Source organism: Fortiea sp. LEGE XX443, assembly GCF_015206815.1.
GTDB lineage: Bacteria > Cyanobacteriota > Cyanobacteriia > Cyanobacteriales > Nostocaceae > Nostoc_B.
This window is the reverse complement of the sequence record NZ_JADEXZ010000091.1, coordinates 1-21,405: the sequence shown is the minus strand read 5'-3', so window position 1 is coordinate 21,405 and position 21,405 is coordinate 1. Positions and strand designations below refer to the sequence as shown.

Here is a 21,405-nt window from a genome sequence, read left to right as displayed (position 1 = left end):
GTCACTGTACAAATAGGGTGTTGCGCGACGCGCAACACCCTTAGCAATTGAACTACCTAACGGAAGACACTATAGGCTACACAGTCACAAACGAATTGGCAGTCAAGGTAGTGGTGTTTATCCCAGTCAAAATTGCCAGAGTTTCATCACCAAATCGAATGGTGTTGCCCTCCAACGATAGCTGGCCAAATGCCAGACCGTTCGCTAGGCCGATGAAGTCGGTGTTAACGCGAAAGTCTGTGATGGTGTCGGTTCCCTGCCCAGTTGCCAGGACGAAGGTATCACTGCCATTACCGCCTGTGAGAATGTCGTTGCCGCTTCCTCCCCAAAGGATGTCATTGCCATTACCGCCATTGAGAATATCGTTGCCGCTTCCTCCCCAAAGGCTGTCATTGCCATTGTCTCCATTGAGTATGTCTTCGCCTTCCTGACCAAAGAGGGTATCATTGCCATTGCCGCCATTGAGAATGTCGTTGCCGATTCCTCCTCGCAGGCGGTCATTGCCATTGTCTCCAGAAATGCTGTCATTTCCAGCACCTCCAAAGATTTGGTCATCGCCATTACCACCGGAGAGGGTGTCATCCCCCAAGCCACCGGAGAGGGTGTCATCTCCATTGCCGCCGGATAAGCTGTCGTTATCTGCACTGCCGATGATGCGGTCATCGTTTCTTCTCGGTTGAGTGCCATCAATAGCGATCGCTGCCAAAATGGGGTCATGGTCACTGCCGCGATCGGGCAAGTCAGGAAACTCAGCATTGACATGAACCGCGTCAAATTCAGCCCCAGGTAAGAGATTGCCCGTGACGAAGATATGGTCGAGGGGTGTGAGGTTGCCATTGGAGAACTGAAAACTATAGCGTTCCAGCCCTGGTAGTGTGTCGGTTAAGTTGAACAGCACTTGCTGGCCACCGTTCACGGTGCCTTCCGCAAACGCATCCCACTCTTCATAGTCAAACCCGTTCCAGTCGCCAGCCACGACAATCTTCGCGTCTGGATTTTCAGCTAGAATACCATCCACAAAAGCATTGATTTCGGCTGCTTGTTCATTCCGGGCATTGGTGCCACTGCGAACCACAGGTTGGATGTTACCGAAGTTTTCAATTCCGCCTGCGGTGTTGTGGACGCTGACCACCGTAACAGTTTCGCCATTAAATACGAAATCAGCCACCAGGGGCAGACGGCTGCTTTCAAAGACGTTATTTCCTGGAATACCATCTTGCTGGGTCGCTGGATCGCTGATAGGACGTAGGCTACCTTCAACCAGGTCTACTCGCTCTGGGTTGTAAAGGAAGGCCGTGCGGATGTTTCCGCCTGGTTCTCCACCATTGGCATCATCCGCGATGAAGGGGTTATCGATGAATTTATATGTTGGCCCGCCATTGGCAGCGATCGCATCCACTAATACTTGCAGTGTCACATCCGCCGCAAATACATCCGTAGCTCCACCTTCATCTGCTGCCCCGTCATTGTCCTGAATCTCTTGCAGAGCAACGATATCTGGTGTATTCAGATTTTTGATAATCTGTTTGGCGATGGTATCGAATCGACCATCGGCAATATCCGAATCGCCCCCTACACTGCCACCATCATTGGTTTCAAGGTTGAGTACGTTGTAGGCAGCAATCAACAGGCGATCGTCTGCGCGTTGCAGATTAGTCACCTCAGGCTCTATTTCCCTGCGTGTCACCGTAATCGCCTCTGTAGGCAGCAGCTCGTAAACGGTTCCCGCGTAGGAGAGAATGCCAGTTACATCCCCCAGTGACGAGCCTTGAGGAATAGTGGTATTGAAATCGTCGCCCAGATCAGTTAAAGCTCTAGCAAAATCAACCTCAATGCGCTCTGGGTTGATATCGGCGGTGAAGATATCGGTTGCGCCAACCCCAATGGTGACTCCATTGCGATCGTTTAAGCTGTTGGACGATGCTCCCCCGTCGACCACCACAATTGCGGAGTCATCGCTGAAGGAAAAGCCTGGGCCGCCTGGAGGGGCAGATGACTGCACCACTAACGCATCATTTAGCGTCACCAGCATCCCTTCCAGAGATTCATAGAAGTCAATGCCGTCTTGTTCAGGGTCAAAGTTGGTATTGCCAATTTCCGGCAGGTTGAGGTTAATGGGGCCACCCGCAGCTACAAACTCCCCAGAGGTAGGAATTCCTTGACTCAAATCAACCCCAAACTCATCGGGGCTAACGATAAATGTGTTGGGTACGGTTCGACCACCCTGTCCTAGGACAACGGGTGCAGGTAGGTCAGCAGTTTCATTGATTACAGTGACTTGGGGATTGGCAATTTGGGTGAATCCCAATCCACCACTGACGAATTCTTCAACCACGCCAATGACTTCAACTTCATTGCCAATGGTGAAACTGGCCGCATTGGCACTTTCAACAAAGATGGCATCCGAGGTAGCATCATTGCCGTCGCCCACAACATCCTGCACGTAGAATCCGTTGGTGGCGATCGCAGTTATAACTCCAGTGGTTCTGACGGTCTGGCTGACCAAGGGAGACACATGACCAGCCCCTTGAATCTCAGGAATTAAGGCATCAATCGGATCAACTAGCACGGGATTTGCGGGTATCCCTGGAGTGTCGTCAATCCCGAATGTGAATTGACCAATGGCAAAATCTCCGGTGATATCAGGGTTACGGAACACTAAACCAGGTACAAAGTTGCCATCAGGCCCAACCTGGGTATCGCTATAAACTAGGTCGCCGCTGCCAACGGTGGCAATCAGTGCCACGCTATCCACAATGGAGTCCCACGGTGTAATATCTAGAATGCCATCATCATTGGTATCTAAGTCTTGCCCATCGGTACCTGTAAAGTTGCTAACTAACAGATGGGTCACATTGTCACTGTTTTCAAAATTCAGCAAGCCACCAGGTGAACCAGACGGCCCAACCAAGTCGAGGGTGGCTACAAAGGGATTTGTATCTTCGCCCACAGCAAACAGACCGTCTGCCTGAATTACTTGACCATCAAGTTCGACAACGGCTTCAATTACACCGCTACCGCCTTCTGCGCTATCGCCAATCACGATATAGGTGAGATTGTCAAGTGAGGTTCCAGGAGTGCCTCCCAACTCAAAAAACTCACCCACATCTGTACCAGGTTGATCGATACGGATTTCGTTGATCACGATTCTTTCGGTAGTCATTATGCTCTCCTTCGAGTCAGTGAACATGACACACACCTTTGTTTCAAGGATTCAAGGACTCTAAAATCTCTTGAAACAAAGCGATCGATACTTGGATGTTTGAAAGTTACGATGCAAGATTACAAAGACTCATGGTGCTGATTTAAGGAACACAACAAGGGCGATCGCAGATGATAGAATTTTGAGCATCGCAAATTGCGCCAAGCCTGTACTCACAGAGTAAAAACGCCATGAAAGAACAGGGTATACTCTCGTCAGCATGAGTGTGTGAATCTATCGGGACTTACATTGAAGTAAGTACGCCAGGCAAAGCAGTCCAAAAAAGAGAGTATCACTTGTATCTGAAGCTTGATTTAAGAAGAATTTGAATTTAGGTTATGATTTGCTGAGTGGTGTGATATTGCGAAGAGATCACACGATTTTGGATTTTCAAACTGTTAAAATTAGGCAGTTTCCCAGATTCCGCAGATATTAATCTCAGGGCATTAAAAGCAAGCAGTAGATTAATCTGATGCGATCGCTTACTTTGGGGTATAGTCCTACAACTTCTGTCTTAACGACACAAACTTAAGAAGTCAGATCACCAACTTCTTTAAAACTCCTTTATATTTGCAAAAGAACAAGCATCTAGCATCAGCCAGGAGGAAAAAGTTGTGAAAGCAGTCTTAATGACAGCAGCAGGAAGTCCAGAAGTACTGCAATTACAAGAAGTACCAACGCCTAGCCTTCCTTTGGATAATACTCAACTTTTAGTTCGTTTGGTAGCAGCTGGAGTTAATCCCATTGATGCGAAACTTCGCAGACGTGGTACTTTTTACCCTCATTTAATGCCTGCAATTTTAGGATGTGATGGTGCGGGTGTTGTGGAAGCTGTGGGTGCTGATGTACAGAAGTTTCGTCCGGGAGATGCAGTATATTTTTGCTATGGTGGCTTAGGTGAACACCAAGGTAATTATGCAGAATATAATGTTGTGGATGAGCGATTTGTAGCGCGTAAACCTGCTTCTGTGTCTTTTGCAGAAGCAGCAGCCGCACCTCTGGTTTTAATTACTGCTTGGGAAGCTTTATATGAACGAGGAAGATTAGAACCTGGGGAACGGGTGCTAATTCATGCTGGTGCTGGTGGTGTTGGACATGTCGCCATTCAACTGGCAAAACTTAAAGGTGCTGCTGTCGCCACAACGATTAGTTCTCAAGAAAAAGCAAATTTCGTTACACAACTAGGTGCAGATTACCCCATCTTTTACAAACAAACAGATTTTGTCCAAGCAACCTTAGATTGGACTGGTGGAGAAGGGGTAGATTTAGCTTTTGATACGGTTGGCGGCGAGACTTTTCAAAAAACCTTTCCAGCCGTGCGGATATATGGCGATATTGTGACGATTCTTGAACCTGTTGCTAATACTGTGTGGAAAACTGCTAGGAATCGCAATCTCCGCATTGGTTTAGAGTTAATGTTGACACCAATGTCGTTGGGATTAGATGAAAGTCTGCAACATCAGGCTGAAATTTTGGCACAGTGCGCTAGTTGGATGGAACAAGGTAAGTTAAAAATCCAGGTTAATCATCAGTTTGCTTTAAAAGATGCGGTGAAAGCTCATGAACTAATTGAAACAGGTGCGATCGCCGGTAAAATTGTCCTGTTGATTAGTGATGAATGAAATTATTTTTGAAACGCAAAGCTACGCGGAGGTAAACGCAGCGAAAAGTTCTGGAGGAGGGTTTCCCTCCGTAGGAAACTTTTCAAGAGAGAGGTGCGCTGAGAATTTATTCTGCATTCTATTAATTTTCTTTAGCCTTTTACTACCCGCGCCTGTTTTAGCCGCACAGACGCAATTAGAACGTACACCCCTAACTCTGGAAATATTGCAGGAAAGACTACGCGCACCAATACTCCGCGAAGGTAATTTAACTGTGGATTTGCGCCAGATGGTGATCGATTTGCGTCCTGAGAATGCGAGTTTTCGTGATAATTTTTATCAGTTACTGCGGAAAGAATTGCAAAAGGCGGGTGCTAAAGCTTTGGGTTTAGATATCAGTTATTCTTTGATTCAGGGCGATTTTGTGGGTAGCGATTTGGGTTTAAGAACACCTTTATATGCTCAAGCGATCGCTCCAATTTTTACTGCTACAGAACAAGAACAATTAGAAAGTTTACGTCTAGTTTGTTTACAGTCACTAGCGATCGCTTTACCTAACTCTAAAGATTGTCGTTCACTTTTGGCAACTGATGCTACTGCATCTGGTGAAATTAATGTTTTTCGTGGTGCTTTAACTCTAGTAAATACTCGCTTTAATGGGCAAGTACAGTTCCTCAATACTTTCTTTCTCCAGTCTGTAAATGCCCAAAATGCCACATTTCTACAACCCGCAAATTGGAGTGAAGCCAGATTTAGTCGTCTTGTTAGCTTTATGAATGCTACTTTTCGTCAAGTGAGTAATTTTCAAGGAAGCATTTTTTTTGACAAAGCTAATTTTAAACAAGTTCAGTTTCAAGAAATGGCTGATTTTCATGGCAGCATTTTTGAAAAAGCTGCTAACTTTAACCAAGTTTTGTTTAAGCAGTTAGCTAAATTTAATCAGGTGCAATGGCAAGAAGATGCTGATTTTTCTGATGTCCGCTTTGCTAATCAAGCCCAATTTACGAAAGCAAATTTTAATCAGGTTTTTCTGTTACCAGAAGCAACTTTTGAACAAGCTGTCATTTTTCGTGAAGCCCAATTTAATCAGCCCGTAAATCTTCATGGTGCTAATATTCTAAATTTAGCAGATTTCAGTGATGTGCGTTTTGCTAAAACTGCTTTTTTAAACGTACCTGGGTTGAATTTTAACTCTAATCAAGCAAAAATATTAGGTAATCTTGGTCAAATTGGTAAAATGTTTTCTATCCCAAATTTACAAGGTAATCAAAATGTTTTGCGGAATTTAGGACAGAATTTTCGTCAGCAACAGCAAATTGCCGATGCTAATCAACTGGAGTATACAAAACAGCGGCTAAGATTAATTGAATTAAGTCAACGTTTGCTCAGAGCAAATATTAATAGTGCATCATTTACTAGTTTAATCAAGTTGGGTTTCTCGGCAACGCAAGCAGCTGCAATATTGAACCGTCGGACTGTTCAAATATTTCGTAACAGCAGTGAGCTACTAACTTTAGCAGATATCGATTTAGAAACATACAATAAGATTACCAATCGCTTGAGTTTTGGTGAACCTCTGGCTTTAGGTGGATGGCTATTACAAGCTTGGAATTGGTTAGCTTTAGGTGTATTATTGTTACTAAGTGGCTATGGAACAAACTTGTGGTTAGCCTTTGGTGTGGGTGGAGTTGCGATCGCCTACTTTGGTTTACTATTTTGGCTAGTAGATCGTTACCGTCGTCTCCGTCCCGTAGCAATTATTCCTACATACTCCGAAACTATCTCTATATTACTAGGTTTTAGCTGCTTAGAATTTTTGAGTTTGTTAGCTATTTTTCGCAATGCTGAACAACCTTGGCTGACACTGGGATGTCTATTAATTATTATTATCCCTGTGCCGATAGCTTTATTAATGCGACTATATCAACAGGGACGTTATCACGATTTAATGGATGTTTCCTACTTTGTCGAAGATGGCACTTTCCGACAGTTAAGATTATTGATTGGACGCTTGCCAGTGATTCCGAGAAATGAGACATTTCGTGAAAGATATATGCCATTGTTAAGCGATCGCCGCTGGAATTGGCTAAACTACTATGACTTTAGTCTGAACAACCTAGTGAGATTAGGATTTAATGATCTTCGCCTCCGAGACGAGCATTTACCCGGAATTATCGCTACTCTTGCTTGGTATCAATGGAGTTTGGGCGTACTTTATATTACTCTAATTTTGTGGACACTCTCTCGCACAATTCCAGGATTGAACTTGCTGATTTATCTTAAATAACGATTATCAGAAATTTCTGCTTAACCAACGGAGTTTTTTTGTGCATATATTCTATAAAACTGTGATTTTAATGCTCCACTATAAAACCAACGTCAGAACCAAACCTGACAACCTGGCGATGAAACATTGCTCGAAAACTTCTTTTTGCAGCACATCGATACTTCTATGTCAATACGGTTCAGTTAAAAATAATTGTAGGTTGATCTGAGAAACGAAACCCAACTTCAGGTCGGCTTTGTTGGGTTTTAATTTGTACCTTACGGGATCTTGCTACAACCCAACTGTCAAATACTAAGTTTTAACCTTAACTGAACGGTATTGATCCATAGACTAGAGTCTATAACTAAAATCAGTTATTGATTATATAAGAATTAATTAGAATAGACATCATCGATTTATTTTGTTGAGTAATTCCTTTTTAGGAAATATAACGGTAAGCTAAGAACAATATTAAGCAAAAAAATTCTGCTACATACCATAATTAGCTGACTGGAAGCAAAGTTAAGTTTGCTCCCAGGATGGCTAATTTTTGCTACCAATCCAGAGGTTAATTTCATGGCTCAGTTTCTCCTAGAGACTGTTTGGCTGGTTCCCTGCTATGCTTTAATAGGTGGACTTTTGGCAATTCCTTGGTCACCGGGCATCATTCGCAAAACAGGGCCTAGACCAGCAGGTTATGTCAATTTAATCATGACATTTTTGGCACTAGTTCATAGTGTGTTGGCTTTTCCATCAATTTGGAATCAACCACCCCAAGAAATATTTATCCCTTGGTTATCTACGGCAGGTTTAAACCTCACCATTGCCCTAGAAATTTCTGCGGTGAGTGTAGGTGCAATGGTAGTAATCACTGGCTTAAATTTTCTAGCACAAATTTTTGCCATTGGTTACATGGAAATGGATTGGGGTTGGGGGCGCTTCTATTCTTTATTAGGATTATTTGAAGCGGGATTATGTGGCTTGGCGTTGTGCAATAATTTGTTTTTTAGCTATGTAATTTTGGAAGTTCTAACGTTGGGAACCTATCTATTAGTAGGCTTATGGTTTAGTCAACCTCTGGTAGTCACTGGTGCTAGAGATGCTTTCTTAACCAAGCGGGTAGGGGACTTATTTTTACTGATGGGAGTCTTGGGTTTATGGACTTTATCAGGAACTTGGAACTACACAGAGTTAGCAGCATGGGCGGCTAATACTCAAGTTGACCAAACAGTGATGACATTAGTAGGTTTAGCGTTGGTTGCTGGGCCTATGGGTAAATGCGCTCAATTTCCTTTGCATTTGTGGTTAGATGAAGCAATGGAAGGCCCTGTTCCTAGCACGATTTTGCGGAACTCAGTAGTAGTTGCTAGTGGTGCATGGGTACTAATTAAACTGCAACCTGTATTAACTTTATCGCCTGTAGTTTCATCATTTATTGTCGCCATTGGTGCAGTGACGGCTGTAGGTGCATCTTTAATTGCGATCGCCCAAATTGATGTGAAACGCTGTTTATCTTATTCTGTTAGTGCTTACATGGGCTTAGTGTTCATTGCTGTAGGCACACAACAAGACGATGCAGCTTTATTGTTGGTACTCACTCATGCTTTAGCATCGGCATTATTAGTCATGAGTAGCGGCGGGATTATTTGGAATAGTATTACCCAAGATGTAACTCAACTTGGCGGCTTATGGACACGTCGCCCTATGTCTGGGTTAGCTTTCATTGTTGGCACATTGGGACTAATTGCTTTTCCTCCTTTAGGTAGCTTTTGGGCTTTGCTGAAATTAGCTGATGGCTTGTGGAAAACTTACCCTTGGTTAGTGGGAATTATTATCATAGTCAATGCCTTAACAGCCGTTAGTTTGACTAGAGAATTTGGCTTAATTTTCGCTGGTAAATCTCAACCAATGAGTGAGCGATCGCCTGAAGTGCATTGGCCAATGGTACTGCCGATGATGATTTTATTTGGCTTTGTGTTGCATTTGCCTTTAGTGTTACAAAGCTTATCACTATTACCTGATTGGGCTAGTCTGAATAAAGATGCGGCACTATTACTCATTTGGTCAAGTATTTTTGGTTGCAGCATTAGCGGTGTAATTTATTTAGGCAATATTCCCAAGCCAATCCGCCTACCTTGGAAATTTTTACAAGATTTGTTGGCTTACGACTTTTACACCCCCAAACTTTATCGTATGACAATCATTTTCAGCGTTGCCCAACTTTCCAAATTTGCTGATATGATTGACCGCTTTGTAGTTGATGGCATCGTCAATTTAGTGGGTCTATTTTCGCTTTTAGGTGGCGAAGGCTTGAAATACAGCAACACCGGACAGACCCAATTTTATGCTTTCACCGTACTTTTAGGAGTAGGTGTTTTCTGTGTCTGGATGACTTGGCCATTCTGGGGAATACAGTTTTTAGATTTGATGTTTTAGTTCTGAGAATCAAAACACACAAGGTTGTTTCACTTTAACTCTGTGATCTCTGTGTCTCTGTGGTTATTTATTCTAACCAATCATCATTAGACCTCTTGCATAACTACTTTAGTGTCGCCAAAAATACTCTTAAAAAGCTCACGCAAAGACGCAAAGAAGAATTTAAAAATCACGACTTTTGCAAGAAGTTTATTAATGAAAAAAGCTACTACTTCCTCATCCCTGTCTACACAAATCAACTCATAAACCAAACCAGAATATATGTTGAGTTTTCTTATTTGGATACCAATCATCAGTGCGATAATTATCGGCTTTTTACCCGGTAAAGTCGTCCCAGCCAGCCGCATTCGCTTAGTGTCTTTAACCATAGCAGGTATAGTTTTACTCTGGAACTTATTTATTTTGCTGAAATTCGACATCAGCAATCCAGGAATGCAATTTCAAGAATATTTGCCGTGGAATGACACTTTAGGTTTGAGCTATCAACTAGGTGTTGATGGGTTATCAATATTAATGTTAATCCTCAATAGCTTACTCACCTGGATTTCTATTTACAGCAGTGATAAACAAACCGAACGCCCACGACTTTTTTATTCACTAATTTTATTAATTAGTGGTGGCGTTGCTGGGGCTTTTTTAGCAGGAAACTTGCTGTTATTCTTCCTATTTTACGAACTAGAATTAATCCCCTTTTATTTATTAATTTCGATTTGGGGAGGGCAAAAACGGGCTTATGCCGGCATCAAGTTCTTAATTTATACTGCTGTTTCCGGTGCTTTGATTTTGGCGACCTTCTTAGGCATGGTATTCCTAACTGGTTCTGCTAGTTTTGCCTACGATGCCGTATCTACACAAACACTATCCGCCGGGTTGCAATTTGTTCTTTTAGCCGGAATTATCTTAGGCTTTGGCATTAAAATCCCGTTAGTTCCCTTCCATACTTGGCTACCTGATGCTTATGTAGAAGCTTCTGCACCCATTGCCATTTTGTTGGGTGGTGTGTTGGCGAAGTTGGGAACTTATGGACTTTTGCGGTTTGGGATGGGCATGTTTCCTCAAGCTTGGAGTGTAGTTGCACCAACCTTAGCTACTTGGGGGGCGATAAGTGCAATTTATGGGGCGGTAATTGCGATCGCGCAAACAGATATCAAGCGCATGGTAGCATACAGTTCTATCGGTCACATGGGTTATGTCTTGCTGGCTAGTGCCTCTAGTACATCTTTAGCGCTGGTGGGTGCAGTGGCGCAGATGTTCAGTCACGGTTTGATTCTGGCAATTCTTTTTCATTTAGTAGGGGTAGTAGAAGCAAAAGTAGGCACACGTGAATTAGCCAAACTCAATGGCTTAATGAGTCCTATTCGCGGTTTACCCTTTATTAGCGCCCTACTAGTTCTCAGTGGTATGGCTAGTGCAGGAATACCAGGTTTAACAGGATTTGTTGCGGAATTTATTGTGTTTCAAGGTAGTTTCTCAGCTTTTCCCTTGCCAACACTATTATGTGTAGCATCTAGCGGCTTAACGGCGGTGTATTTCGTCATTCTCCTCAATCGCACCTGTTTTGGCAAGTTGGATAATAATTTAGCTTACTACCCCAAAGTTGTATGGGCTGAAAAAATCCCTGCTTTAGTCTTGACATTTCTAATTATCTTTTTGGGAATACAACCCAATTGGCTGGTGCGTTGGAGTGAAAGCACGACTACAGCAATGATAGCGACAATTACCCCCACAGAAAAAACCATAGTTGCTCAAGTAGCGCTCAAGTAATTCACATCATTTAATAAACCAGATTTGAGAGGCGATCGCAATGGTACAAACCCCAGAAAACCCTACTAAACTACCTCCTTCCCGGCATGAATTTGCCGATATCATTCATCGGTTAGAAGCAGGCGGTTCCATGTTGCCAGATACGCCAGAAAATTTAATGCAAATTATCGGTATTTATAAAGCTTACGCTGTACCGATGGATTTTTATTGGCGTAACTTGTTGTATATTGCTGAACGAGTATTTTTAAATCCGTTGCCCTTGTTTAAATACTTCATTCCTCAAGAGTATTTAGAACGGCACAATCATTATGCTGGCGACGATGCAGATTTGAGAGTTTGGCGCGGTGAAGCAACGGCCCATCCAGAACTTCTAGCATTTATAGAAAAGGGTGAAACCTTGAAAATGCCCAAAATATTGCATCACTTATTCCATGACCGAATTAATATGGAATTTGCCGAAGCTTGTATGCGGGCAATGCTTTGGCATAGAGGTATGGGGGGCAAATTTGACCCTTACTTAGACAGTGAAGAATATAGAACCAACGCAGATAGAGCAATTAAAGCTTATTTTCAAAGTAACCCAGTGATGTTGGGGCTTTACAAACTGTTCCCAGATATGTTTCTCGAACAGTGCCGCCAAATGTCTTATTACGCTAATTTGGGGCTATTTTGGGAAGTCATGGCACCTGTATTTTTTGAAATGTCAGACTTATATGATGAAGGAAAAATTACAACTGTCCCAGAAGCAATGAATTTTTTAGTAAATGGGATTTTTGCAGTTGCCAATCGTCCTATTTACCATAATGTTTATATCCGTGGTAAATGCTACGAAATAGTTCCTAAATCTAAAGGCTTTGTTTGGCTTTATGAAGCTGCATTACCTTATGTAGAAGCTGTTTTTTATCGTACAGCACCCTTTCGGGGGACAAAATCTTACAACGCCCAAGCCAGCCAAGTACCAACAGACCAAAAAGACTTCCACTATGGCATTCTTTATGCAGATGTATTTCCAGTGGGTACGGCTGGTATTCCCCCCACATTGCTGATGCAAGATATGTTGCACTTCTTGCCAGAATATCTTGTTGATTACTACAAACAATACTGCCGAGGAGAAGAAGATATGTTGATTCAGTTGGGAATTAGTTTCCAACGGTCAATGTACAATGTCACCTCTGCCGTTATTCAAGCATTACGGACTGCACTTTGTCATCCTTTAGATGACTCCAACCCTGAGCATTTACAAGCTAATAGAGACTTTTATGAAGCTCAGTTAAATCGCTTCACTCGCTCTGAATATAATATTCGAGATGCTGCCCGTTTACGGGATGTTCAAAGACAAGATTACCGATAAGTAAGAGCATGTTTGAAAAGTCTAATTTATTACTTGCCTTATAGTAGTAGTGGCGTGTCTAGCCTTAAATGTGGCAATAAATCTTTTCTTCTATCTCTGTGTTCTCCCTTCGGGTTCGCAGTCGCCTGCGGAGGGAAACCCTCCCGCAGCGCTGCCTCACTGCGCCTCTGCGGTTTATTAATGCACTATTTTAGCCTAGACAGTCCACTACAAAAAACTACAAAAAACGATTTTGGGGTGATTAGATAGTTTGTGTGTACAGGGTAGCTTTACTAAGGAGAAGATTAGGGTGAGGTTTTGAAATGTACTTAACTAAAGTCGAAAATACTATATCGGATTACAAAATCCCCCAAAAATGGAGTATGCCTTGCCCAGACAAAGCTTCAATCAAAATTATAGAGACAAAGCCAATCATTGCAAAACGACCATTCCAATTTTCACTTTTAGGATTGAACCCAAAACGTGTATCTTGATTTTTATCAGAAACAGTAGATGCAGAAGTTTTGAATCCTGACATAAATAAGTCTCCTTTGTTTAAGTTTGATAGTTGTTTAAATAGACGGACATATCTATTCGAGTCTTTCTTGTCTTTTTCTATTAAGATGTTGTTTTTTTATTTCTCTGTTATTTATTTTGAAATGAAAAATCAACTTTATCTTAATAGACTGAGCAGTTAACTTTCTACATTTTTATATAGTTAGAAAATCACGACTGATATTACCTAATACAAGAAAGAAAGCATAAGACTCTAAAGATACAACTAATCTACATTTTGTTTAGACAGTGGTTTCATTGACAAAAAATATTTGTCAATAAGCTAATAATAACATGATTTTAAATTTATACCGTCTTAAAATTCGGGCAATTATGTGGTGAGTTGCCTTAATGAATTTACTTTTTTCAAAAGAAAAAATAAAACTCATATACATAAATATTATTTGAAATAGACATAAGCCTTGATATATAAACCTTTTGGCTTCTGCCAAGCAGTACTAACAATTAAAAATCCCATTCTGTTTGGGGAATAGGATTTTGATATAAGTTATGAAGCTACACAAATTGCTTTATATCCGATTTCCGATAATTTTTTCATGCTGATAGTATTTATGTGCTGACATTGCCATTGCCAAAAATCCCCATAAAATCATGCCAGATATGCTCAACATCCCGCTACTAATGATTAGTTGAGCGCAAGAAGTCATACCAATTGCACGGGCAGCACTCACGAAACTATCAAAACGCGCTTCACCATACTGCATCACACTAAAAATAATCAGGATTAACCCACCTAAATAAAATATTGCACCAAACCAGCCAAGGGTAAAAAACATATCTAGAATGCCGCTATCAAGCACAAATACTTCGATTTGTCCCGTTTTTTCATCGACCTTCCAAATATTGCCTAAACCATTACCAAGAATATTAGAAAGGGCTATCCCAAGGTTGCGGTCATAGCTTCCAGACCTTTCCCTAAAACTAGTGTCGTTTTCCAGATTAGAAAAACTTTCTAAACGCTCTGATACTACTTCAGAAATTGGCTCAATAGTTGTTAGTGGGATAACACATACTGCCATGACTACAACGATCGCAATTAAGCGCATTTGAATTTTGGCTTTGACTGAACCCATAATTATAATTACGCCGAGTAACCAGCCTGCCCAATTAGTCCGTACTTGAGCCAGCAAAAACGACACGTAGCCAACAGCTGAGGCAGGAAATATTAACGGGCCAGAAGTTGTAAATAACAATAACAATCCGGTCTGCATCACAGCACCAAACGGCCCGACTGAGTGCAGTGTACTCCAGACACGCATTCCAAATGGTACAGGATCGCCAGAGCTAGTAAACAATTGTGATTCAATTAGCCAATATCTATCCCACTCAGGAGCGACGACAAATTGATAGATACCGTAAACGCCTGTAAGCAACACGCACCAAAAAAATATACGCTGTAAATTCTGGCGGTAGCTGGGATAGTCTCGCCAGTTCATGAATAAGTGAAAGGAAAAGATAATTGGACTGAGCCAATCCAGTAAGCCGCGGGCTACAGGCAGTGGGGTATTATAAATTAAACCTACTAAAAAACCATAAAATACGCCGATAGCAGCCAAAATAAAAGGTAAACCTCCTTGACGAGAGGCTTTAGGAAAGTGTCGCAAGAAAGTTGCGATAGTAACAAATACCACCAAGTAAGGTGCAATGAGAATCTGACGGGTGGGGTCCCAACCAACTCGATAGTCAATTAAACGAGCAACTAAGGGTGTGAGGAACCACATCCACCAAGTAAAACCAATATAAAGAATGGGATGCCGCAAGTATAAAAATATAGCTACTATCAAAGCTGTCGCCGGATAAATCAGGCGCAACGTGCCAGCAGCACCAGCAAAGTAGCAGGTTACACTCAGCAATATAAAGCCTAGGATGACGAGCCAAGCTTGTAGCGATCGCTGTCGGGGCGAAAATTGGTTTTCTAAAAAACTATTGAAAAGTAATTGTTGAGAAATCATATTAATTCGTAATTCGTAATTACAATCACTGTGCATTCACTAGTTTGGTTTTAGTATTTTGCATTTTGAATTGTTGCCATGTCTGCCATCCTTGCTGGCGACCGCGCCAAGAAGCTAACCATTTGCGTGTTGCCAGTTGGCCTTGGCTGGGGAAAAATCTTAGCCATTGGACGAAACCGAAACAATCGCGTGTGCCAACTAATATCGCCCACAACAAAAAGATGGCGCGGCGTAGGGGTGATAAATGCTCTAGTAAAACTAGGGTTTCATTATGGACTAGATTGATTTGCGCGATCGCATTAAAGTTATTGCGCTGGTCTTCATCAAATCGCTGTGCTGGATAATGGTCAACTGCAATTTGTGGGTCGTAAATCATCTGCCAACCGTCACGTTTTAAGGCAAGTGTGAATGCCATTTCAAAGTGTACCTGTGCGCCTGTACCTCGCATCCGCTCGTCAAAGTGTAATTTTGCGATCGCCTGGGTGCGAAAACTCATGTTTACACCTTTGAGAACATCGACAGCGCGGGGTTCGCCAACTCCCAGGTGATGGTTGCCAATGACACGCCCAAACCACTGTAATCGACCCACTACGGCGCAAGAGTCGGCTTCAATTTTGCTGCCGTGGTGTATCCAATCACGCCCACCAACACCGCCAATTTTATGATCAGCTAGAAAATGATTGTTAATCCTTTCTAGCCAGTCAGGATGAGGTGCAGCATCATCATCAGTAATAGATAAGATATCTCCATCTACGGCCGCTAGTCCGGCGTTGAGGGCGGCGACTACTCCTGGTATGGTGACAGTGACAGTTTGCAAAGGCAAGTTATGTAAGGGAAAGTCTGCGAGAAACTGCCAAGTATCTGCATCCGTATCCCGGACAACTACGATCACTTGATCGACTGGTTTAGTTTGTGCTTGCAGTGCCGAAAGGCAGCGAGATAGATCCAGAGGACGGCGATAGGTCGGGATGAGAACTGTGTTCTTCATTCTTTTGTAACTCCTCAAATAGATCCATGTAGGTTTGAGCCATCTTTGACCAACTGTATTGTTCGGCGACGGCGCGGGCGGCTTGACCCATTTGCTGCATTAAAGCGCGATCGCTTACTAAAGATGACAAGGCTGTGGCTAAGGCATCAACATCGTCTGAGTCTGGTAAAACAATCCCACATTCGGGTGTGACTAACTCTGCACCTCCGGTAGCTGTGGCAGTAATTACAGGTAATCCAGAGGCGAGGGCTTCTAACAAAACCAAGGTGCAAGCTTCATATCGAGAGGGAAATACAAACAAATCCACGGCCCGCATGATTTCGGCAACATCACGGCGATAGCCGACAAAATGCACCCGTCCGCTGACTCCTAAATTGGCTGCTAACTGCGGAAAGGGGCTACCATCAGTACTCCCTACCACTGCTAGATGTAAATCGGGAACTTGCACCAAGGCGTGGAGAATACTATCTAAATTCTTCCTAGGTGTACGGATGTCTCCGGCAAATAATCCTAAATAAACGTTCTCTGGTAAGCCTAATTTTTGGCGAGAGGCGACACCAGGGGTAAACTCTTGTAAATCCACGCCATTGACAATTACCCGGATGCGATCGCGCGGTACACCAATGTTGACTAATTCTTTAGCAACTTTCTCGGAAACGGCGACAACAACTTTAGCTCGTTGAAAAGCTTGTTTCTCCCAACGCGCATTTAAGGCGGTGTATAACCATTGGTACAAGCCGTAAGCATCAGAGCGAATGCGAGAAATATGTACAGGCGATCGCAACCAAGAACTGTGGACAAAATGTACAGCATTCACATCGGCTGTCCCTTTTGTAATTGCACCGTTGATTTTTAATAAATCAATTTGAGCGCAATTTTTTTGCAACCAAACAGAACTTTTATGAGCAAATATAAAATTACGAATGAACTCGCTGGGATACCTGTTAACAGAAATTTTAGTCCAGTTAACTTGACTGTTCTGTTCAATTTCCGGGGCTATTTCACTGGCTAATAATGTTAAATGATGACCACGATGAATTGCTTCTTGAACAACTTCATAGTTGACTCTTCCCTGACCATCACCTTTTTTGATTTTGTGGGTAACAATGCAAAGTCTCATCTATTTTGATACTCCCAGCAATTGATTAGCTAATGGTTGCGGAGTAAAACTGAATATCAGTGCTACTAAAGTTCTCAAATTCAATTTTTGTTTTCTTAATGCTTGCCATAAATAAGGACGGGCTGCTGTTATTTGTTTATTCCGCAGTAACCCAATCCCTAAAGTTGTATGAGATTCTAACCATTTAGCTTTAAAATATCCATGAAATTCTTGCAGTCGCCTATCTTCCAGGAAGATTTTGTAGCAAAACATTTCGCTCTGGGCTTTACGGATTTTAGCTTTAGCATTTCTACTTCCACTGAGTCTAGTATCAGTTTGTTCATGGTTGCGATAGCGCGTTAATCTTTCGGGATAATAATAAACGCTATAACCAGAAATGCAGCAGAGGTAAGTTAAATATAAATCCCACATACCGCCTACTTCTTGGGGAATGCTATCCCAGTCAATTACCTGATTGCGAATTAAACAAGAAGCAGCGGTTGGAATACTTTTATCAACTAGACCAATTTTTGTAAAAGATTTATGGATACCTGCTGCTAAAATATCTCGTTTAAAACCACGGGTATTTTCTTCTGTTCCAATTTCATTAATTTTGCCATTACCATCGATAATATATTGGTCAGAAAAAGCCAAAATTAAATTTGGATTGACTTCTAATGGTGGAACGAGTTTGGCTAAAAAATCCTCATTCCACATATCATCATCGTGAAGACTAGCAATATATTTGCCGTGCGCCATTTTAAAGGCGTGTATTTGATTAGGTAACATCCCAATATTTTCTGGTTGTCGCCAAAATTTAATACGAGAATCATGAAAAGATTCGATAATTGCTTGAGGATTTTCAGCGCTACAATTATCGGAAACAATAATTTCAATATTTTGATAAGTTTGGTTGACAGCGCTGGCGATCGCTTGTTTGAGATACTCTGGTCGATTGTAAGTGGGGATAACTACGCTAACCAGGGGTTGCTTGTTTTCGTTTTGCTGTAACATATCCGTTGACACCTAAAAGTTTATTGATGAATAAGCTTTGGATAAAACTTAAGAATAATGCGGCGATCGTTCTAGGACTCAGCTTTTTTTTCTGCAATATATACCAAAAATGCGTGCGTGCTTCTTCTGGTTGTCCAGCTTTTAGTAAATTCATTCCTAAATAGTGGTTAGCTTCAATTAATCGCTGCCGAAAATGTGGTTTCAACTCCTGTAAACGGGCATCTTTCAGAAATTTTTCATAGCAGAATATATGATTTTTCGCTTTACGAATATTTATTTGTACATTGTCCGTTAATGTATCAGTTAGCTCATGTTCACGATAACGAGTAAGTTTTTCTGGATTATAATAAGCTCCCATACCTGAACGAGAACAGAGATAATTTATATACAAATCGTAGAAACCACTAACCTCAATTGGAATTGCTGCCCAGTCTACAATATCTTTACGAATAACAGCAGCATTAGCACTAGCTATAGACATATTTTCTATAGCAATTTTATAAAAAGGTTGGTGGATTCCTGCTTTTAAATTAGCCCGATTCCATGTCCGCGAATACTCTTCTGTAAGAGTATAATCTATTTTGCCATCAGCTTTCATGACATAATGATCGCAAAAAGCTACAGCCAAATCAGAATTAGCTTCTAATGGAGGTACGAGCTTGGCTAAAAAGTCTTCTTCCCACATATCATCATCGTGCAAACTAGCGACATATTTTCCTCTAGCCATGAGAAAGCCATTGGTCATATTAGCAAGCATTCCAATGTTTTGAGAATTACGCCAAAAACGAATCCGTGAATCTTGAAAAGCTTCAATTATTGATTGAGGATTAACATCACTACAGTTATCACAAACAATAATTTCAATATTTTGAAATGTCTGTTTTACTGCACTAGAAATCGCTTGTTTGAGATACTCTGGTCGATTGTAAGTGGGGATGACTACACTGACAAGTGGTTCTGGAGATTCAATAGTTATTGACATAAATTTAACTCGTTAGTTCTAGTATTAAATTCAGCGATGGTCTTGGCATAAATTTTTGCCAAGCGCTGAACATGAATATCGATAGTAAATTCTTCTTGATACCAAACTTGGCTTTTTTCACCCATTGATTTAGCTTTGGCATAATTTGTAGCTAATTCGGCGATCGCAGCAGCTAACTGTGAAATATTGTTGGGTGAAACCAAAATTCCTGTTTTACCATCTTGCACATGTTCGGGAATTCCGCCGACAGCACTTGCAATTACGGGACGATAACGCGCATAAGCTTCTAAGGTTACAAGACCTGCGGGTTCCGGCCAAAGACTCGGAAAAATTACGGCCAAGCACTGTTGATAAAGGCTTTCTAATTGCTCACCCTGACACCAACCATGCCAAGTAATGCGATCGCTTAACCCCAAATCATGGGCTAATTTTTCCATACTTGGTTTATTCCAACCATCACCAGCAATATCTAAATGGATATGTCGCTCAGTTTTGGTTAAGGCTTTAAGTAGCCACTCTAAACCTTTATCTGGAACAATGCGACCAGCAAACAAAATACGCTGATTTTGATAGACTGTCCGACTCAGAGGTTCTGTGACAACCTTAGGTAATTTCACACCACAGCGCAGCGTCATCACTCGCTCAGGTGCTATACCAGCTTTCATGATTTGCTGACGCACATATTCACTATTAGCAATTACGGGAATTTTCAGCTTTTTCAGGTTATTCAGCGGATTGTAAGCATTCCACCAATTACCTAAAATTTTTTCTGGCCTGCGGCTACCACAACCATCTACGACATGACCCCAAACACATCCTAGAGGATTGATCACGCGATCGCAGATTTTTCCCCGATCAGCTAAATATTTTGTACCACTGGGACAGTAGCTACAGTGATTATGCAGGGTAAATATTGCCGGACATTCTTCTCGTAAATCTGCTAACAATTCTGGGTCATGAATGTGCAGCAACTTGAACCGCTTTTGATTTTCTGTCTTAATAGACTTGAGGATGCGTTGACGCACAGCCTCTTGTCTTGAGATATCACTGAATTCTGATATTTGTGAAAGTGCTAAAGAAGCCACATAAGTTTCTATGCCTCCTCCACCGTTAACATTGGCATTAGTGCAGTGATAAATCATTTCTGTATTGGTTACATTTTTGCTCATTTTACAGACCGACATTCAACCAAAATTTGTGTCTGACATCATTGACATAATGCCTTAAAGCAATTTTTGAACTAGCGAATTTATCTGGATAAATAAACTGGTCTTCGACATTCAAAATATATTTTTGCGAACAGAAAGGTTTACCCTGATTGTGGTTAACCGTTAAGTGGACTATTGTTTGTTCTGTAAAATATATAGGTTGTTCTTGCAGTTTATCCAACCGTTCAATTGCTAAACTCCAATCTAATTCATTCTTAAACAAAAGAAACCCAGCGTTGACTCGCTGCAATTTTTCGCATTCATCATAGATGAGTCGCTCATCTAATGAAGCAGAGCAATCAGGAAGATAATAGCAAGATATTTCATGCAAATTGGTGAAGTTAATTAAATCTACACCACCAGGAAAAAATAAAATATCTGAATCTGTATAAATGGTTGCACCATTTACAGGAATTGACATTAATGCAGCTAATTTTTTACCCATAGGATGCAGTTGGGCATAATTAGTTACACATTGCGGTAAATCATGGCGGAGCAGTTTTGTAAAAGGTATGATGTCAACGCAGGGATGAATGCGGCGGAGTAATTTACAGCTAGAGTCGCTATAGCTACCATCAGAAATTACAATAAATCTTTCTGGAATGCCGATGTTATAGATAAATGAACGAATACTTGCTACTTGTTCTGGCAAATCACGTTCACAAGAAAATGAATAAATTGTGATACCAATTTGGCGAGTTTGTTTGATTGGAAAAGAGCTAATTTTGTCAATAAATCTTGTGTAGATATGACGAATAATCTGGCCTTGAATTCTAGCAGTATGGTAGCCTATATTTACCATTTAATTTACCTCGGAAATTTAGGAAGAATACTTAACCGCAGATGCCCACGGATAAACACGGATAAATTTATCATTGATAATTGAGAGTTAGGATAGGGAAGTATGAAATTTCAGACTACCCTGCGGGAACGCCTGCCGTAGGATGCTCTTATACCGTTTCACTTTAAGTTTGATACAAGTAGGTC

Annotated in this window: 14 protein-coding genes; 5 read left to right on the top strand and 9 right to left on the bottom strand. The window is 41.5% G+C overall.

All coding sequences use genetic code 11. The features are described from left to right. Positions 1 to 76: 76 nt before the first annotated feature. Complete coding sequence (locus IQ259_RS27695) at positions 77 to 3,163, bottom strand: endonuclease/exonuclease/phosphatase family protein (protein WP_305038596.1); 3,087 nt, start codon at positions 3,161 to 3,163, stop codon at positions 77 to 79. A 653-nt stretch (positions 3,164 to 3,816) separates the two neighbouring features. Here IQ259_RS27695 and IQ259_RS23840 point away from each other — a divergent pair. The 5 genes from IQ259_RS23840 (at position 3,817) to IQ259_RS23820 (ending at position 12,620) form a co-directional block, all read left to right on the top strand. Continuing rightward, complete coding sequence (locus IQ259_RS23840) at positions 3,817 to 4,824, top strand: zinc-dependent alcohol dehydrogenase family protein (protein ID WP_193888498.1); 1,008 nt, start codon at positions 3,817 to 3,819, stop codon at positions 4,822 to 4,824. After that, positions 4,817 to 7,090 carry a pentapeptide repeat-containing protein gene (locus IQ259_RS23835; protein ID WP_193888497.1) on the top strand — a complete coding sequence of 758 codons (2,274 nt, stop codon included), beginning with the start codon at positions 4,817 to 4,819 and terminating at the stop codon, positions 7,088 to 7,090. The genes IQ259_RS23840 and IQ259_RS23835 overlap by 8 nt, the downstream gene beginning before the upstream one ends. 555 nt (positions 7,091 to 7,645) lie before the next feature. Beyond that, on the top strand, positions 7,646 to 9,505 hold the full coding sequence (locus IQ259_RS23830; RefSeq protein ID WP_193888496.1) for an NAD(P)H-quinone oxidoreductase subunit F: 1,860 nt from the start codon (positions 7,646 to 7,648) through the stop codon (positions 9,503 to 9,505). A 261-nt stretch (positions 9,506 to 9,766) separates the two neighbouring features. Then, positions 9,767 to 11,269: an NADH-quinone oxidoreductase subunit M gene (locus tag IQ259_RS23825; RefSeq protein ID WP_193888495.1), complete on the top strand. Its 1,503-nt coding sequence runs from the start codon at positions 9,767 to 9,769 to the stop codon at positions 11,267 to 11,269. Between the two features lie 40 nt (positions 11,270 to 11,309). Next, complete coding sequence (locus IQ259_RS23820) at positions 11,310 to 12,620, top strand: CO2 hydration protein (protein WP_193888494.1); 1,311 nt, start codon at positions 11,310 to 11,312, stop codon at positions 12,618 to 12,620. A gap of 337 nt (positions 12,621 to 12,957) precedes the next feature. Here the strand turns inward: IQ259_RS23820 and IQ259_RS23815 are convergent, their stop codons facing one another. The 8 genes from IQ259_RS23815 to IQ259_RS23780 all read right to left on the bottom strand — a co-directional run bounded on the left by IQ259_RS23815 (position 12,958) and on the right by IQ259_RS23780 (position 21,220). Beyond that, positions 12,958 to 13,137 carry a high light inducible protein gene (locus IQ259_RS23815; protein WP_193888493.1) on the bottom strand — a complete coding sequence of 60 codons (180 nt, stop codon included), beginning with the start codon at positions 13,135 to 13,137 and terminating at the stop codon, positions 12,958 to 12,960. Between the two features lie 547 nt (positions 13,138 to 13,684). Further along, a complete protein-coding gene (locus IQ259_RS23810) occupies positions 13,685 to 15,127 on the bottom strand; it encodes an O-antigen ligase domain-containing protein (RefSeq protein ID WP_193888492.1) in 1,443 nt (480 codons plus the stop codon). 25 nt (positions 15,128 to 15,152) lie between these two features. Further along, positions 15,153 to 16,115, bottom strand: coding sequence for a glycosyltransferase family 2 protein (locus IQ259_RS23805; RefSeq protein WP_193888491.1), 963 nt, complete (start codon positions 16,113 to 16,115; stop codon positions 15,153 to 15,155). Beyond that, positions 16,033 to 17,235 carry a glycosyltransferase family 4 protein gene (locus IQ259_RS23800; protein ID WP_193888490.1) on the bottom strand — a complete coding sequence of 401 codons (1,203 nt, stop codon included), beginning with the start codon at positions 17,233 to 17,235 and terminating at the stop codon, positions 16,033 to 16,035. The genes IQ259_RS23805 and IQ259_RS23800 overlap by 83 nt, the downstream gene beginning before the upstream one ends. Further along, entirely contained in the window at positions 17,236 to 18,228 is a 993-nt protein-coding gene (locus IQ259_RS23795; RefSeq protein WP_193888489.1) for a glycosyltransferase family 2 protein, read from the bottom strand. Next, positions 18,191 to 19,210, bottom strand: a complete 1,020-nt coding sequence (locus tag IQ259_RS23790) for a glycosyltransferase family 2 protein (RefSeq protein ID WP_193888488.1) — start codon at positions 19,208 to 19,210, stop codon at positions 18,191 to 18,193. Before IQ259_RS23790 ends, IQ259_RS23795 begins: the two co-directional genes overlap by 38 nt. Next, complete coding sequence (locus tag IQ259_RS23785; RefSeq protein WP_193888487.1) at positions 19,201 to 20,379, bottom strand: glycosyltransferase family 4 protein; 1,179 nt, start codon at positions 20,377 to 20,379, stop codon at positions 19,201 to 19,203. Before IQ259_RS23785 ends, IQ259_RS23790 begins: the two co-directional genes overlap by 10 nt. A 1-nt stretch (position 20,380) precedes the next feature. Beyond that, positions 20,381 to 21,220: a hypothetical protein gene (locus IQ259_RS23780; RefSeq protein WP_193888486.1), complete on the bottom strand. Its 840-nt coding sequence runs from the start codon at positions 21,218 to 21,220 to the stop codon at positions 20,381 to 20,383. Between the last annotated feature and the right edge of the window lie 185 nt (positions 21,221 to 21,405).

What these genes read in the sequence shown, in the direction of transcription:
- IQ259_RS27695 (WP_305038596.1), bottom strand. Translation starts at nt 3,163, where the DNA reads ATGACTACCGAAAGAATCGTGATCAACGAAATCCGTATCGATCAACCT.
- IQ259_RS23835 (WP_193888497.1), top strand. Translation starts at nt 4,817, where the DNA reads ATGAATGAAATTATTTTTGAAACGCAAAGCTACGCGGAGGTAAACGCA.
- IQ259_RS23830 (WP_193888496.1), top strand. Translation starts at nt 7,646, where the DNA reads ATGGCTCAGTTTCTCCTAGAGACTGTTTGGCTGGTTCCCTGCTATGCT.
- IQ259_RS23825 (WP_193888495.1), top strand. Translation starts at nt 9,767, where the DNA reads ATGTTGAGTTTTCTTATTTGGATACCAATCATCAGTGCGATAATTATC.
- IQ259_RS23820 (WP_193888494.1), top strand. Translation starts at nt 11,310, where the DNA reads ATGGTACAAACCCCAGAAAACCCTACTAAACTACCTCCTTCCCGGCAT.
- IQ259_RS23815 (WP_193888493.1), bottom strand. Translation starts at nt 13,137, where the DNA reads ATGTCAGGATTCAAAACTTCTGCATCTACTGTTTCTGATAAAAATCAA.
- IQ259_RS23810 (WP_193888492.1), bottom strand. Translation starts at nt 15,127, where the DNA reads ATGATTTCTCAACAATTACTTTTCAATAGTTTTTTAGAAAACCAATTT.
- IQ259_RS23805 (WP_193888491.1), bottom strand. Translation starts at nt 16,115, where the DNA reads ATGAAGAACACAGTTCTCATCCCGACCTATCGCCGTCCTCTGGATCTA.
- IQ259_RS23800 (WP_193888490.1), bottom strand. Translation starts at nt 17,235, where the DNA reads ATGAGACTTTGCATTGTTACCCACAAAATCAAAAAAGGTGATGGTCAG.
- IQ259_RS23795 (WP_193888489.1), bottom strand. Translation starts at nt 18,228, where the DNA reads ATGTTACAGCAAAACGAAAACAAGCAACCCCTGGTTAGCGTAGTTATC.
- IQ259_RS23790 (WP_193888488.1), bottom strand. Translation starts at nt 19,210, where the DNA reads ATGTCAATAACTATTGAATCTCCAGAACCACTTGTCAGTGTAGTCATC.
- IQ259_RS23785 (WP_193888487.1), bottom strand. Translation starts at nt 20,379, where the DNA reads ATGAGCAAAAATGTAACCAATACAGAAATGATTTATCACTGCACTAAT.
- IQ259_RS23780 (WP_193888486.1), bottom strand. Translation starts at nt 21,220, where the DNA reads ATGGTAAATATAGGCTACCATACTGCTAGAATTCAAGGCCAGATTATT.